The sequence below is a fragment of the Bradyrhizobium sp. MI1.7 genome, assembly GCF_055811795.1.
The window spans coordinates 322068-335585 of record NZ_JBVVPO010000001.1; the positions used below are offsets into that span (position 1 = coordinate 322068).

Sequence of the window (13518 nt, forward strand, 5' to 3'; positions counted from 1 at the left end):
CGGTGACGGCGATTAGATCACGATGCGATCGAAGTCGGCGGCGATCCGCGTATTCGGAAACACCCTTGTCGCTTCGGCCAATATCTCTTCATCCTCGTACCGTCCCGACATGTGGACCAGCACGAGCTGCTTGACGTTGTTGGCGGCGGCAAACGAAGCGGCTTCGGTCGCCGTGAGATGGCCGTAGTCCCGCGCAGTCGCGGCGTCACGATCGAGGAACGTCGCCTCGATCACCAGCAAGTCGGCGTCGGCGACATGTCGAGATAGACCGTCCGTGGTTTCAGTGTCGCCGACCACGACGAGCTTCCTACCGCCGCCCGGCGGGCCCAGGACGTCCTCCGGATCGATGGTTCGACCGGCGATCACGACCGGTCGTCCGGCGGCCAGTTCTCCGCGCATCGGCCCGTCCGGAACACTGAGCGACGCAAGCCGCTCGGGCAGAAGGTGGCGGTGCGCGGGGCTTTGGAAAGAGAAGCCAAAGCTGTCGGTGTCGCGGTGGCGAACCGGAAAGCAGTCGATGGTGAAGTCGCCGGCATCGATGACCTGCCCCTCGCTCAGCGGCGCGAACGCCACGGGGATCGGCGCCCTGCCCGCGCCCCACAAGCCCGCGAGCATGCGAACGACGATGTCGAGCGTGCCCGGGCCCGCATGAATGGTCATCACGTCGGAGGTCTGCCGCAGCCCCAGCGTCGAGAAGAGACCGGGGATGCCGAGTACGTGATCGAGATGCCCGTGCGTCAGCAGGATGCGGTCGAGCCGGCGAAAGCCGGCGCCGCTGCGCAGCAACTGGCGCTGCGTACCCTCGCCGCAATCAACCAGGATGCGCTTGCCAGCGGCCTCCACCAGGAGGGCCGGATGGTTGCGCTCCACTGAGGGAACGCTTGCCGAGGTGCCGAGAAATGTCAGGGCGAACATGGTCGTCAGCGTCCAGAGACCGACCTCTCCCCGACAGCACCGCAACGGTCCGCACGGTGGATGGCCTCACCGTCCCCAATGCCATGCGAGCAGCAGCGCGTACAAGCCCATCGAGCCAGCATAGAGCGCGGCAAGCAGTGCATATCCCGCAATCTGGCGGCCGAGCGCTGCCTTCGGCTTGATCCACCAGTCGAGCGCCCTGAAGGCGGCCGGCACGAGAAACCAGCCGAGCAGCTGGGTACTCACGAGATTGCCGACGAACAGCGACAGCCAGACCGGCACGCCGTGGCTGTCGATCAGCGGCGCGCTGATGAAATAGCCCCAGAGATAGACCACGGGATAGAGCACCAGCAGGACGATGAGGTTGCTCTTCCAGATCAGGCTGGGCCCTTGCTCCGGCGCCTGCGTCTTGCCGGCCGGGAACCAGAAATTGAAGCCGTAGCTTGCCCGCTTCACGTTCATGCCGGCGTTGAAGCGCGCGCCTTCCTCAAGCAGCGTCTGCCGCAAGGGCGAGTCCAGCCACGCGTTGAGGTTGGCATCGCTGTCGAACGACAGGATGACGATCCACTCGTCGTGCAGGCCCGGGATAGGCCGCTCGATCTTGTGGCGCAGGAACCCCCTGAACTCGGCCTCCGCGGCCTGGATGCGCTGTTGCCATTTGAGGAACGCATCCTCGAGTCCATCCGGGACCTTGAAGGAGATCACGGCGGAGACCGCGCTGTCGCGCTGAACGCCGGTGACGGGAAGGATATGGACGTCCTCCGACCCGACGAAGAAGCGCTGCACGTCCGCGATCAGCCGCGCCCGTACATCGCTCTGAAGCCAGGCGCGGGCAGCGGCCGGGTTCGCGAAACGCAGGATGGTCACCCAGTCCACATGCGCTGGCGGCTGCGGCGGCACGACCTCCTGACTGAGGAAGCCGGGCCACGCCTTCAGCGCCTCGCCGACCTCGCCGTTCCACCGCGCGAACGCGGCAAAGCCGTCGTCGGCAATGCGGCGCTGGATGACGAGGGCGACCGCCTGGGCCGCTGGATCCGGAGATGCGCTCATCGCGACCGTTCGCTTCAGCTCTGCTTGTAGAGACGCTTGCCCATCACCCAGGTCTCGTCGACGCACCGGTCGTCGCCGACCATCATGACGGCGAACAGCATGTTCGCGGCGTCGTCGACCGTGCGCGGACCAGCACCGTCGGCGATCAGCGACTGGTGCCAGGGTTGCGCCAGCTGGCCGCCATTCGGATCGAGCGCGACGAAATCGGCTTCCTTGCCGGGTTCGAAATTGCCGAGCTTGTCGTCGATATAGAGGCCTTCGGCACCGCCGAGCGTGACCGACCAGAAACCGCGATAGGGCGAGAGCTTGTTGCGCTCGGCTTCCGCGAGATCCTTGCGCGCCGGATCGATGCTGCCGTCGAGCATCGTGTTGTTGCACATGCCGACCTTGTAGGCGTCGTCGAGCACGGAGATCATCGAGAAGCGGTTGCCACCGCCGACGTCGGTGCCGAACGACATCTTCACCCGATGCTCGGGATCGGTGGCACGGCCGAGGCGGAACAGACCGCTGCCGAGGAACAGGTTCGAGCACGGGCAGAACACCACCGCGGCGCCCTTCTTGGACATGCGGCGGAACTCGTTGTTCGAGAGATAGACACCGTGGCCGCCGGAGAACTTTGGCCCGACCAGGTCGAACTTCTCGTAGACGCCGAGATAGTCCTGGCAGTCCGGATGCTCGACCAGCACGCCACTGCACTCGGCCGGGTTCTCGGAGATGTGGGTGTTGACCCAGCAGTCCGGATGCTCGTGCTTGAGGCGCTGACATGCCTTGAGCAGCTCCGGCGAAGCGCCGAAGGCGAAGCGCGGCGTGATCGCGTAGAGGTTGCGGCCCTTGTTGTGGTACTGCGCGATCAGACGCTTGCTGTCGCGATAGAAGTTTTCGGGCGTGTCGATGAACTCGGCCGGCGCGTTGCGGTCGATCCCGGTGAGGCCCGCGATCACGCGCATGTTGCGGCGGGCCGCTTCCTCGAACAGCTCTTCTGTCGCGACCGGCGAGGAGCTGGTGAAGGCCTGGCAGGTGGTGGTACCGGCGGCGAGCAGTGCGTCGAGAAAACGCTTCACGCCCTCGCGCGCGTAGTTGCGATCCTTGTACTTGATCTCCTCGGGGTAGATCGACTTCTGGAGCCACGGCAGCAGCTGCTCGCCATAGGCACCGAGCACGCGGATCTGCGGCAGATGGATGTGGCCGTCGATGAAGCCCGGGACGATGATGCGGTCCTTGATATGGGTGATCTCGACGCCCGGATGCGCGGCGGCAATCTTGTCATGGGGACCGAACGCCTTGATGACGCCGTCCGTGACGACCATGAGGCCGTCCTGGTGAAAGCGCGCGGCAGCCTGCTCGTTGCCGATGTGTTTCCAGGGATCGTCGACGAAGTCGAAGAACGTGCCGCGAATACCGACGGTGGTCATGAATGGGTTCCTTCCTTAAGTCTGTGTGGCGTGGCGCGCCGAAGGCAGCGAGATCGCAAGCAGCGTCCCTGCGACGGCGCAGAGGCCGAGATAGAGCCAGCCGATCGGCGCCTGCGTCGCTTCGGGCAACACCGCCGCGATCGCCATGGCGCCGCTCACCGCGAGATAGCAGAGCGCGCTGATGAGGCCGCCGATCAGGCCGTGGTCGCGCTCGAACAGGCCGAGCGCCATGCCGTACATCATCGGGCACAGCACGCCGCAACCGCCGAGCACCAGCGCACCGCCGATCGTGATCGACATGAAATCGAGACCGACGGCCAAGCCGGTCGCAGTCAAGACGACGGCGCCGGCGAGAAACAGCGCGAACGCGCCAAAGCCCATCACGCGGGCCGGCATGAAGCGCGCGAAATGCGCACAGCCGAGCTCGCCAGCGAGATTGACGCCGCCAAGGCCGAGCGCGACGAGGCCGTAGATGGCCGCGGAATAACCGAGGCCGGTCTGGTAGAAGAACGGCGCGACGACGCCGAACGCCAGTTGCGCGCTCGCCGCGGCGGCGAACACCAGCACGAAGGCCAGGAAACCCGGACGGACGAGCGCTTCGCGGAGAATGCTCGCCGTGCGGCGCGGATCGAACGGCGCGCGTCGCTCGGCCGGCAGCGTCTCGGGCAGAAGCAGCACGACGATCGCGGCGACGATGGCCGCAGCGATGGCGATGATGACGAAGACCCCGCGCCAGGACGTCAGCTCGACGATGAACCCGCCGGCCGCCGGTGCGAGCACGGGTGCAAGCCCCCAGGCAGCACCAAGCAATCCCGAGATCGCCGTGAGCTCGCGGCCGCGAAAGCAGTCGGCCGCAACCGCATAGGCGACGACGAGGCAGGTGCAGCCGCCGACGCCCTGCAGGAAGCGCAGCGCGAGCAGCAGCGATGCGCTGGTGGCGAGCGCACAGGCGATGCTCATCGCGATGAGAACCGATAGCCCCGCGAGCAGGACGTTACGGCGGCCGAGCGTATCGGAGGCGATTCCAACCGGCACCAGCGCCAGACTCATGCCGAGCATGTAGGCGGTGACGGTGTTCTGCATCGACGCAGAATCGGTTGCGAGGTCCACCACCATCTGCGGCAGGCCCGGCGTATAGGCATCGAGCGGAATCTGGCTGAACGGCACCACGCATAGCAGGATCGGCACGATCCCGCCCTTCGCGCGACCAGCGTCCGAAGCAACTGCAGTCATGGCTCACGCCCCCTCGATGCCCGCGGGTCCTGTCTTTTCGTGCGTGCAATGAGAGGCGACGATGCAGGTTGCGGATATTGACGCGCGGAGCGTGCCAGAACTGTGTATAAAAACTCTTAGGAGGCCCGCTTCAATGTGGGCGGCCCATGCTCTGGTCCTCGCGGCCTGGGGATGCTCCAACAAAAAATGCGAAAACAACCCCATGCGCAGTACAAATCATTGAAGAATTTCGCTCCGGCATGGCGCTAGCGCGGCCCCCGAGGACGTTTGACACGTCGGGCAGAACAGGCGCAGGACTGCATCATCCCCGCTTGTGAATTCCCGCCGCACAGAAGCCATTAACCGTTCGGAAGGCATCGCCGTTTCGAGCGCAGGATCGGCATCGACCAGGCGCAGATCAGAGCAGGAAGCCGTTGAGAGCTACCAGAAACTGCCGGGGCGACTGAAGCTGCGGCACGTGCGCGCAGCCTGGAATGACCTTGAGTTCGGCGCGCGGCAAACCGGCGGCCAGCTCGTACGACATTGGCGGAGGCGTCGCTTCGTCGTGCTCACCGACCAGAACGAGGGCAGGAACTTTCACCGCGGCAAGTTCGGCGCGGAGATCGAGGCTTGCCAACGCGTCGCATGCGCTGCGAAACACATCGGGATCCGTGTGCAGAAAAGCTTCACGACGATCCCGCATCAGTTCGGGATGCTGCGCCTGAAACTCGGGCGCAAACAGACGTCGCATCGCAACGTCGGTGATCGCCTCGAGTCCCTTCTCCCGCGAGACCCTCGCCATGTTGCGAAACGCCTCGCGGCCGGGCTCCGAGAACGCCGCGCCGCAATCGGCGAGGACGAGCTTGCTGGCGATCTCCGGGTGCCGGATCGCCATCTGCAAGGCGACGAAGCCGCCATAGCCATTGCCGAGCACGATCGCCGGCGCACCGCCCGCAGCCTCCTTCACGGCCTCCGCCATCCTGTCCGCGACAGCGACGAGCCCGCCCTCGACCGCGCGTGAACGGCCGAACCCCGGCAACTCCGGCACGATGGTGCGAAACGATCCCTCAAGCTCGGGCACGATCGCATCGAAGCTCGCACGGTCCGACAACAGCGAGTGGAAGAGAAACAGCGGCGGCCCATCGCCCGATTGCGCGGCGTTGACGGTCCCGTTGGCAAGAAGCCTGTCCATGTCCGGTCTTTCCTTAACTTCGTCGGCGGGATCACGCCCGTTTGCGTGCCGTGGAGGCCCCCGATTGATAAATCAACTGTCAGGGAATTCAAGCATTTGGCTCTTGACGTGAAATATCAGGATTGCCAAATTGAAGCCAACGAGGTCCCTAGAATCATGCTTTTGCGCGAAAACATCTACGATCTTCTCCGATCTGATATTTTAGCGTGCCGGTTCACTCCGGGCGATGAAATGCGGGAACAGGATCTGGCCGAACGCTATTCGGTGAGCCGCCAACCGGTTCGGGATGCGCTTTTGAGGCTGCAGCGCGAGCATTTGGTGACGGTGCAGCCGCGCCAGGGCTACCGGGTCACGCCGATCTCGCTGTCGGACGCCCGCGACCTCCTCCGCTTCCGTCTTGCGCTGGAGCCGGCCTGCGTCGCCGAGGCGATCGAGAGCGCTCCCGACAGCGTCCTGAAATCGCTCGACGAATTTCGCCGCTTCTCCGGCGACCACGAAGACTTCATCGCCTACAATCGCGGCTTCCACTCCGCGCTGGCTCATGCGTCCGGCAATCGCCGCATGGCGACGGCGCTGTGCGACCTGATCGGCCAGGCCGACCGGCTGGTCCGCGTCAGCGTGTCCAATCTGAAGGGTCACGATCCGGCAAAGCTCGTCGCTGAGCACGTCGCCCTGATCGACGCCATGCAGAGCCGCGAAACGCGAACCGCGGCGCGCATCATCAAGGCCCATATCGGGGCCACCGAAAAACGCGTTCTGCCGGCGCTCAAGCGCAACGCCGTCATCGTCGAGGAGAGATCATCATGAACATTCCATCGAAACCCGCGTCGATCGACGTCGAAACCCACGGCAATTTCATCGACGGACGTGAAGTCGAAGCCGGCAACGGCGTGATGCTCGACGTTCGCAATCCCGCGACCGGCGACGTCATCGCCCGCATCCCCAATTCGACCGCCGAGGACATCGACCGCGCGATGAAGAGCGCGCGCGCGGCGTTCGAAGGCAAAGCCTGGGGCGGCATGGACACGCGCGCGCGGGCCAGACTGGTCAACAAGCTCGCCGATGCTTTCGAGGCCAATCTCGACAGCCTGTACCGGCTGGAAACCCTCAACAACGGCCGGCCGGTCAACGAGACCCGCGCCCAGCTCTCCCGCCTGCCCGATTTCTTCCGCTACTTTGCCGGTGTTGCGCTGGCGCGCCGCGACTCCGTCATCCCCGTCGAAGGCGCCTATCTGAACTATACGCTTCGCACGCCGATCGGCATCGTCGCCAATTGCACGCCGTTCAATCATCCACTGATGATCCTGTGCAAGTCGCTGGCCGTGGTGCTGGCGACCGGATGCGTCACCGTGGTCAAGCCCTCCGAATACACGCCGCTGACGACGTTGAAGCTCGCGCAGATCTTCACCGAAGCCGGCCTTCCGCCCGGCGTCTTCAACATCGTGCTCGGCCTCGGCCAGAGCGCGGGCAAGATGCTGTCCGAGCACGGCGACATCAACAAGCTGGTCCTGACCGGCGGCACCGAAGCGGGCCGCATCGCCGGCAGCGCGGCCGCAAAAGTCTTTGCGCATCAAACCATGGAGCTCGGCGGCAAGACGCCGGTGATGGTGTTCGACGATTTCGACGTCGACCGCGCCGTGAACTACGCCGCGTTCGGCGCCTTCATCGGCGCCGGCCAGACCTGCGTCTGCGCCTCGCGCCACATCGTCCAGGCCACGATCTACGACGAATTCGTCGAGAAGCTGCAGGCCAAGACCCGCACGATCCGCGTCGGCGATCCCTTCGACGCGAACACCCAAATGGGCCCCGTGATCTCCGCGCGGCAGCGCGACCGCGTTCTCACCTACGTAGGCTACGGCCACGAGGATGGCGCGCGTCTCGTCACCGGCGGTGTTGCCGCGAAGGTGCCGGGTCACGACAACGGCTATTTCGTCGAGCCGACCGTGTTCGCCGACGTCACATCCGACATGCGCATCTTCCAGGAGGAAGTGTTCGGTCCCTTCACCTCGGTGACGCCGTTCAAGGACGAGGCCGATGCGCTGCGGCTTGCCAACAATTCGCCGTTCGGCCTCGCCGCGGCCATCCGCACCCGCGACGTCGCGCGCGCGCATCGTGTCGCCGCCTCCGTCAAGGCCGGCATCGTCTGGATCAATGATCACCACCGTCTCGACCCGGCCTCGCCCTGGGGTGGCGTCGATGATTCCGGCATCGGCCGCGAATGCGGCACCGAAAGCTTCAACGACCACTTCAACACCAAGAGCGTGATGGTCGCGACCCACGAGCAGCCGTTCGACTGGTATCGCGATACGGCCAACCAGCAGCGCCTGAACTAGCAAAAACGACGAGCGGCCGACCGCCCATAGAAGGCGGGCCGCATCGACCAGAACAACAGTCAGGGGAGAGCGTATATGTCGACAATGGTGAACGCAGGCAGCCGTCTGGATCGGCTGCCGATCGGGCCATTCCACCGCCGCATCATGCTGCTGATCGGCATCGGAATGTTTTTCGACGGTTTCGACATCTATATCGCCGGGACCGTGCTCAGCGTCACGCTGAAGACAGGCTTTTCGACCCTCGCCCAGAATGCGGTTTTCATCTCCGCGACCTTCGTCGGCATGATGCTGGGATCATTCGGCACCGGCTTCCTCGGCGACCGCTACGGACGCCGCTTCACCTATCAATTCAATTTGCTCCTTTTCGGCGTTGCCTCCCTGGCCGCGGCGTTCTCACCGAACATGGCCTTCCTGATCGCCTGCCGCTTCGTGATGGGCGTTGGGCTCGGGGCGGAGAACGTCGTCGGCTATTCGACGATGACGGAATTCGTGCCCGCGCGCACCCGTGGCAAATGGCTCGGCTTCACGACCGTGTGCGTCGTCACCGGTCTGCCCGTGGCGCTATTGATCGCGTCCGTGGTGGTGCCGCAATTCGGCTGGCGCTCCATGTTCGTGCTCGGCGGCGTCGGCGCGCTCGTGGTGTGGTACATGCGCAAGTCGCTGCCGGAATCGCCGCGCTGGCTGGAAGCTGTGGGACGCACCGCCGAGGCGGAAGCGCTGATGCAAGCCATCGAGAAGGAAGCCGCGCGGGGTCAGCCCCTGCCTCCTCCCGCGGCCACGACACCGATCCCGGCATCTGCCGATCTCGGCACGCTGTTCACCGCGCCCTTGCTGTCGCGGATGATCGTCGGCGCCGTCTGCCTGATCACCATCAACACCCTGCTCTATGGCTTCGTGACCTGGCTGCCCGTGTTCTTCGTCAAGCAGGGCCTCTCGATCGCGACCTCGTTCGGCTATTCTCTGCTGATGGCGCTCGGCGCGCCCGTCGGCTCGGCCATCGGCGCGCTGACCGCCGACCGCTGGGGCCGCAAGCCGACCATCATCGGCGCATCCCTGATCACGGTGATGCTCGGAATCCTCTACCCCATGATCTCCGACCCGATCCTGCTGCCGGCTGTCGGCTTCGCGCTGACGGTACCGATCTACGTCCTGGTCGCCCTTCTGTTCGGCATCTATATCCCCGAGCTGTTTCCGACCGAGGTCCGCCTGCGCGCCTCCGGCATCGTCAACACGCTGGGGCGCGGCGCCACCATCGTCACACCGTTTCTCGTCGTGTCGCTGTTCGAGACGCGCGGCGTGGCCGGCGTGATGGCGCTGATGATCGGACTGCTGGTGGTGCAGATCATCACGGTCTGGGCGCTGGGCATCGAGCCCCGGCATCGCAGCCTCGAGGAGCTCAAGGCGGAGGAATCCGCGTCGCCGGTGCTGAAGGAGGCTTCCTGAGGTTAGCTCTTAGTTGACCTGCGGATGCTCTGACCCCGATGTCGGGGCACAGGAGGTCGTCATGCCCGGGCTTGTCCCGGGCATCCACGTTCTCCGTGCCGTGTCGTTAGGCGTGGATGGCCGGGACAAGCCCGGCCATGACGCTGTGGAGGCGGTCGGCGCCCCTAACGCGGCCCCGACCGGCGGGCAGATCTGGTTCCCGTTGTGCCGTCTCCTCATCTCGCTCACAAAATCGCATGTTCAGCGCCCGGATCGGTTTGCCGAGACGATGTGATACAATGGAGCGCGTGATGACCGCAGATAACGTTGATCTGAATTACGGCTCGATCGGCGCACTGCTGACCGCCCTGCACGCTCGCAAAGTGTCCGCGTCCGAGTTGCTCGCGCATACGATCGCGCGCATCGAGGCGCTGGACGGGCGGATCAACGCGATCATCGTTCGCGATTTCGATCGGGCGAGAGACGCCGCACGCGCCGCCGATGCCGCGCTTGGCCGCGGCGAGCGGCTGCCGCTGCTCGGCATTCCCGTGACCCTCAAGGAACCGTTCAACGTCGCCGGCCTGCCGACGACATGGGGCTTTCCGCATTTCAGGGATTTCCAACCGGCGGAAGACGCCCTTGTGGTCTCGCGGTTGAAGGCGGCAGGCGCCATCATCATCGGCAAGACCAATATCCCGATCGGCTTGCGGGACTTCCAAAGTTACAACGACATCTACGGAGCGACGAACAACCCATGGGAACTCGGCCGGTCGCCCGGCGGCTCCTCGGGCGGATCGGGCGCGGCGCTGGCCGCGGGTTTCGGTCCGCTCTCGATCGGCTCGGACATCGGCGGCTCGATCCGCGTACCTGCGCACTTCTGTGGTGTGTTCGGACACAAGCCCAGCCTCGGCCTGGTCCCGCTGCGCGGCTACAGCCTGCCGCCTGCACTACCCGTCCCCGGCCAGGGCGATCTGGCTGTCGTCGGGCCGATGGCGCGCACCGCCTCCGACCTTGCGCTGTCGCTCGACGTGATTGCCGGCCCCGACGAGACGCGCGACGGGATCGGCTATCGCCTTGCGCTACCGGCCCCGCGGCACAACGATCTCAAGGATTTCAGGATCCTCGTGATCGATACCCATCCGCTGATGCCGACGGGCGATGCCGTGCGTTCAGCCATTGGGCGATTGGCCGACCGGCTCGACAAATCTGGTGCGCGGGTCGCACGTGCGAGCACGTCGCTGCCCGACCTCGCCGACTCCGCGCGGCTCTACATGAAGCTGTTGAACGCAGCCCGAAGCCCGCGCCTGACACCGGCCGCCCTCGCAGAGGCGCAAGGAATTGCCGCGGCGCTCTCGCCCGACGACCGCAGCCTGCAGGCCGAGCGTGCGCGGGGCTGGGGCATGATCCATCGCGAATGGCTGGCGACCGACGCGGCGCGCCTGCAGTTGCAGCAACGGTGGCAGCAGTTCTTCCGCGAGTTCGACGCCGTGATCTATCCGGCTGCCGCCGTGCCGGCCTTTCCGCATGACCAGTCCGAACCGTTCGACGCGCGGCAACTGGACATCGACGGAAAGCTGCACCCTTACGCCGATGCGTGCTTCATCTGGGCGGACCCGGCCTCGACCTGCGGACTGCCGGCGACCGCCGTACCGATCGAGCGAACGCCGTCGGGCCTGCCGGTCGGGGTTCAGATCATCGGGCCTTATCTCGAGGACCGCACGACGATTGCGCTGGCCGGGTTGATTGAACGCGAGTTCGGTGGCTTCGTCCCGCCGCCTTCGCTGCAATCGTCAAATTGACAACGGCGGGCGGCCGTCACGTTCTGTCGGCCGACTGCGCCTCGACCGCCTGCACGGCGACGCTCGCGACCTGACGCAGCGCCTCGCGGTCGGAGCCTGAGGACGCCATCACGCCCATGCCGACCGAGACGGCCGAGACGTAGCGCGCGAGCGCGGCGGGATCAGAGCTCGGCTTGAGATCGCCTTCGGCCTTGGCGCGAACAAAGCGCTCGCGGAGCTGGTCTTCGTTCTCGGCGCGGCGGGCGGCGAGCTCGAAGGGGACGTTTTCGGAGCCACTGCCGCAGGCGATGCCGCCTTGCACGAGCAGGCAGCCGGGCGGATTGGCGGGATCGGTCTGCTTTTCGGCGATGCCCATCAGCATCCGCTCGGCGACGTCGCGGGCAGTCGGCGCGGCGACCACCTCGTCCATCCAGACGCCCCGCAATTTGGTGTAACGGTCGAGCGCGGCCTTGAGCAGGCCTTCCTTGTTGCCGAAGCAGGCGTAAAGGCTCGGCGGATTGATGCCCATGGCCTCGGTGAGCTGGGCAATGGTGGCGCCCTCATAGCCATGGCGCCAAAACACTTCCATCGCCTGGTCCAACGCCGTTTCGGCGTCGAATTCGCGGGGGCGTCCCATGCCCATGTGCCTGTCTCCTCGGAATTCACGTTCTGCCTGAAGCTTAACGCCGAATCCTATCTATTTGTTCTAGCTTTATTTTCTCTGCCGTCTTCCAATTCTTGCGGTATGCCGCTACAATTTTCTTAGTGAATGGTACATAAGTATCTTGCACTGCGACATCCAGCTCCACATCTGTAGTGAACACTACATATCTGGAGCGCGCAAATGCATCCCTCGCAAAACTCCCCCCGCACCGGCCGTTTCCGCCGCCTCCTCGGCGGCGTTGCCATCGTGGGCGCCCTCGCCGTGGCCGGCTCGATCGCGACCGGCCATTACTTACGTGCCGCGCAGGCGACCGCAACGGCTGCGGCAGCTGAGCAGGCCGTCCCTGTCACGGTCGCGCTGATCGAACCGAAGCAGACCGTGCTGTGGGACGATTTCTCCGGCCGGCTCGAGGCCATCAACCGTGTCGAGCTTCGTCCCCGCGTCGCGGGTGCGATCCTTGCGACCAACTTCACCGAAGGCGCGCTGGTGAAGGCCGGCGACGTGCTGTTCAAGATCGATCCGGCGCCTTACGCAGCAGAGGTCGACAAGGCCAACGCCCAGCTCGAGGCTGCCAAAGCGCGCGTCGTGTTCACCCAGAGCGAGCTCGAGCGCGGCGCGCAGCTGGTCGGCAATGCCGTGGTCACACGGCGCGACTACGACCAGCGCGACAATGCCAATCGCGAAGCCATCGCCAATGTGAAGGCGGCAGAAGCGACGCTCCAGACCGCAAAGCTCAATCTCGACTACACCGAGGTGCGTGCACCCGTGGACGGCCGCGTCGGCAAGTTCGAGATCACCGTCGGCAATCTCGTCGCCGCCGGCACCGCCTCCCCGGTGCTGACCTCGCTGGTGTCGGTCAATCCGATCTACGCATCGTTCGATGCGGATGAAGAGGTCGTGCTGCGCGCGCTGAACTCGATCGCGGATGCCTCCGGCAAGCGCGGCAATCTCGACCAGATCCCGGTGGAAATGACGACATCCGGCGGTCTCTCGGCGAGAGGTCATATCCAGCTCATCGACAACCAAGTCAACGGCCAGAGCGGCACCATCCGGGTCCGCGCGGTGTTTCGGAACGAGGACGGGCGTCTCATCCCCGGCCAGTTCGCCCGCGTACGCATGGGCCAGCCGAAGCAGCAGACGCTGGTGATGATCGACGAGCGCGCGATCGGCACGGACCAGGACAAGAAGTTCGTGATGGGGGTCGGCGACGACAGCCGCGCGGTCTATCGGCCGATCACGCTCGGCGGTTCGGTTGACGGCCTGCGCATCGTGACGGCGGGGCTGAAGCCCGGTGATCGCATCATCGTCAATGGCCTGCAACGCGTGCGTCCGGGTGCTCTCCTCAAGACGGAGGTCGCGGTGATGGGTGCGCGGGGACCGCAGCAGGCCTCCAACCACAGCAACCAGGACGTGGTGCAACGCTAGTTACATCATTCCGGGCCGCGTGCCCGGAATAACGACGTCATAGAGCTACCAAGACATCGCATCTCGATTCCGGGTTCGCGGGTATTTCCCGCGTCCCGGTAACGGGAGAGCTGTC

The 13518-nt window shown here is 65.2% G+C and carries 11 protein-coding genes; 5 read left to right on the top strand and 6 right to left on the bottom strand.

What is annotated here, in order from left to right:
• Window positions 1-12: 12 nt before the first annotated feature.
• The 5 genes from rnz to AC0L3X_RS01590 form a co-directional block, all read right to left on the bottom strand.
• Window positions 13-915 (bottom strand): ribonuclease Z, encoded by a 903-nt coding sequence (gene rnz, locus AC0L3X_RS01570; RefSeq protein ID WP_063983890.1) that lies wholly within the window; start codon window positions 913-915, stop codon window positions 13-15.
• Window positions 916-981: 66 nt separating this feature from the next.
• Window positions 982-1965 (bottom strand): antibiotic biosynthesis monooxygenase, encoded by a 984-nt coding sequence (locus tag AC0L3X_RS01575; protein WP_063983891.1) that lies wholly within the window; start codon window positions 1963-1965, stop codon window positions 982-984.
• A 14-nt stretch (window positions 1966-1979) separates the two neighbouring features.
• The gene (gene guaD, locus AC0L3X_RS01580) at window positions 1980-3377 is read right to left on the bottom strand and encodes a guanine deaminase (RefSeq protein ID WP_063983892.1); all 1398 of its coding nucleotides are present in this window, start codon (window positions 3375-3377) and stop codon (window positions 1980-1982) included.
• 15 nt (window positions 3378-3392) lie between these two features.
• Complete coding sequence (locus AC0L3X_RS01585) at window positions 3393-4610, bottom strand: multidrug effflux MFS transporter (RefSeq protein WP_063983893.1); 1218 nt, start codon at window positions 4608-4610, stop codon at window positions 3393-3395.
• A 397-nt stretch (window positions 4611-5007) separates the two neighbouring features.
• Window positions 5008-5781 carry an alpha/beta fold hydrolase gene (locus tag AC0L3X_RS01590; RefSeq protein ID WP_231144607.1) on the bottom strand — a complete coding sequence of 258 codons (774 nt, stop codon included), beginning with the start codon at window positions 5779-5781 and terminating at the stop codon, window positions 5008-5010.
• 156 nt (window positions 5782-5937) lie between these two features.
• Here AC0L3X_RS01590 and AC0L3X_RS01595 point away from each other — a divergent pair, with 156 nt between their 5' ends.
• The 4 genes from AC0L3X_RS01595 (at window position 5938) to AC0L3X_RS01610 (ending at window position 11335) form a co-directional block, all read left to right on the top strand.
• Window positions 5938-6588, top strand: a complete 651-nt coding sequence (locus AC0L3X_RS01595) for a GntR family transcriptional regulator (RefSeq protein WP_063983895.1) — start codon at window positions 5938-5940, stop codon at window positions 6586-6588.
• Window positions 6585-8114 (top strand): aldehyde dehydrogenase, encoded by a 1530-nt coding sequence (locus tag AC0L3X_RS01600; RefSeq protein WP_063983896.1) that lies wholly within the window; start codon window positions 6585-6587, stop codon window positions 8112-8114. Before AC0L3X_RS01595 ends, AC0L3X_RS01600 begins: the two co-directional genes overlap by 4 nt.
• A 75-nt stretch (window positions 8115-8189) precedes the next feature.
• Window positions 8190-9557, top strand: a complete 1368-nt coding sequence (locus AC0L3X_RS01605; RefSeq protein WP_231144605.1) for an MFS transporter — start codon at window positions 8190-8192, stop codon at window positions 9555-9557.
• A gap of 290 nt (window positions 9558-9847) precedes the next feature.
• On the top strand, window positions 9848-11335 hold the full coding sequence (locus AC0L3X_RS01610) for an amidase (protein WP_428841293.1): 1488 nt from the start codon (window positions 9848-9850) through the stop codon (window positions 11333-11335).
• A gap of 16 nt (window positions 11336-11351) precedes the next feature.
• Here AC0L3X_RS01610 and AC0L3X_RS01615 read toward each other — a convergent pair whose 3' ends face one another.
• Complete coding sequence (locus AC0L3X_RS01615; protein ID WP_063983899.1) at window positions 11352-11957, bottom strand: TetR/AcrR family transcriptional regulator; 606 nt, start codon at window positions 11955-11957, stop codon at window positions 11352-11354.
• A gap of 201 nt (window positions 11958-12158) precedes the next feature.
• Here AC0L3X_RS01615 and AC0L3X_RS01620 point away from each other — a divergent pair, with 201 nt between their 5' ends.
• Complete coding sequence (locus AC0L3X_RS01620) at window positions 12159-13403, top strand: efflux RND transporter periplasmic adaptor subunit (protein WP_063983900.1); 1245 nt, start codon at window positions 12159-12161, stop codon at window positions 13401-13403.
• Window positions 13404-13518 lie beyond the last annotated feature (115 nt).

What these genes read in the sequence shown, in the direction of transcription:
- rnz (WP_063983890.1), bottom strand. Translation starts at nt 915, where the DNA reads ATGTTCGCCCTGACATTTCTCGGCACCTCGGCAAGCGTTCCCTCAGTG.
- AC0L3X_RS01575 (WP_063983891.1), bottom strand. Translation starts at nt 1,965, where the DNA reads ATGAGCGCATCTCCGGATCCAGCGGCCCAGGCGGTCGCCCTCGTCATC.
- guaD (WP_063983892.1), bottom strand. Translation starts at nt 3,377, where the DNA reads ATGACCACCGTCGGTATTCGCGGCACGTTCTTCGACTTCGTCGACGAT.
- AC0L3X_RS01585 (WP_063983893.1), bottom strand. Translation starts at nt 4,610, where the DNA reads ATGACTGCAGTTGCTTCGGACGCTGGTCGCGCGAAGGGCGGGATCGTG.
- AC0L3X_RS01590 (WP_231144607.1), bottom strand. Translation starts at nt 5,781, where the DNA reads ATGGACAGGCTTCTTGCCAACGGGACCGTCAACGCCGCGCAATCGGGC.
- AC0L3X_RS01595 (WP_063983895.1), top strand. Translation starts at nt 5,938, where the DNA reads ATGCTTTTGCGCGAAAACATCTACGATCTTCTCCGATCTGATATTTTA.
- AC0L3X_RS01600 (WP_063983896.1), top strand. Translation starts at nt 6,585, where the DNA reads ATGAACATTCCATCGAAACCCGCGTCGATCGACGTCGAAACCCACGGC.
- AC0L3X_RS01605 (WP_231144605.1), top strand. Translation starts at nt 8,190, where the DNA reads ATGTCGACAATGGTGAACGCAGGCAGCCGTCTGGATCGGCTGCCGATC.
- AC0L3X_RS01610 (WP_428841293.1), top strand. Translation starts at nt 9,848, where the DNA reads ATGACCGCAGATAACGTTGATCTGAATTACGGCTCGATCGGCGCACTG.
- AC0L3X_RS01615 (WP_063983899.1), bottom strand. Translation starts at nt 11,957, where the DNA reads ATGGGCATGGGACGCCCCCGCGAATTCGACGCCGAAACGGCGTTGGAC.
- AC0L3X_RS01620 (WP_063983900.1), top strand. Translation starts at nt 12,159, where the DNA reads ATGCATCCCTCGCAAAACTCCCCCCGCACCGGCCGTTTCCGCCGCCTC.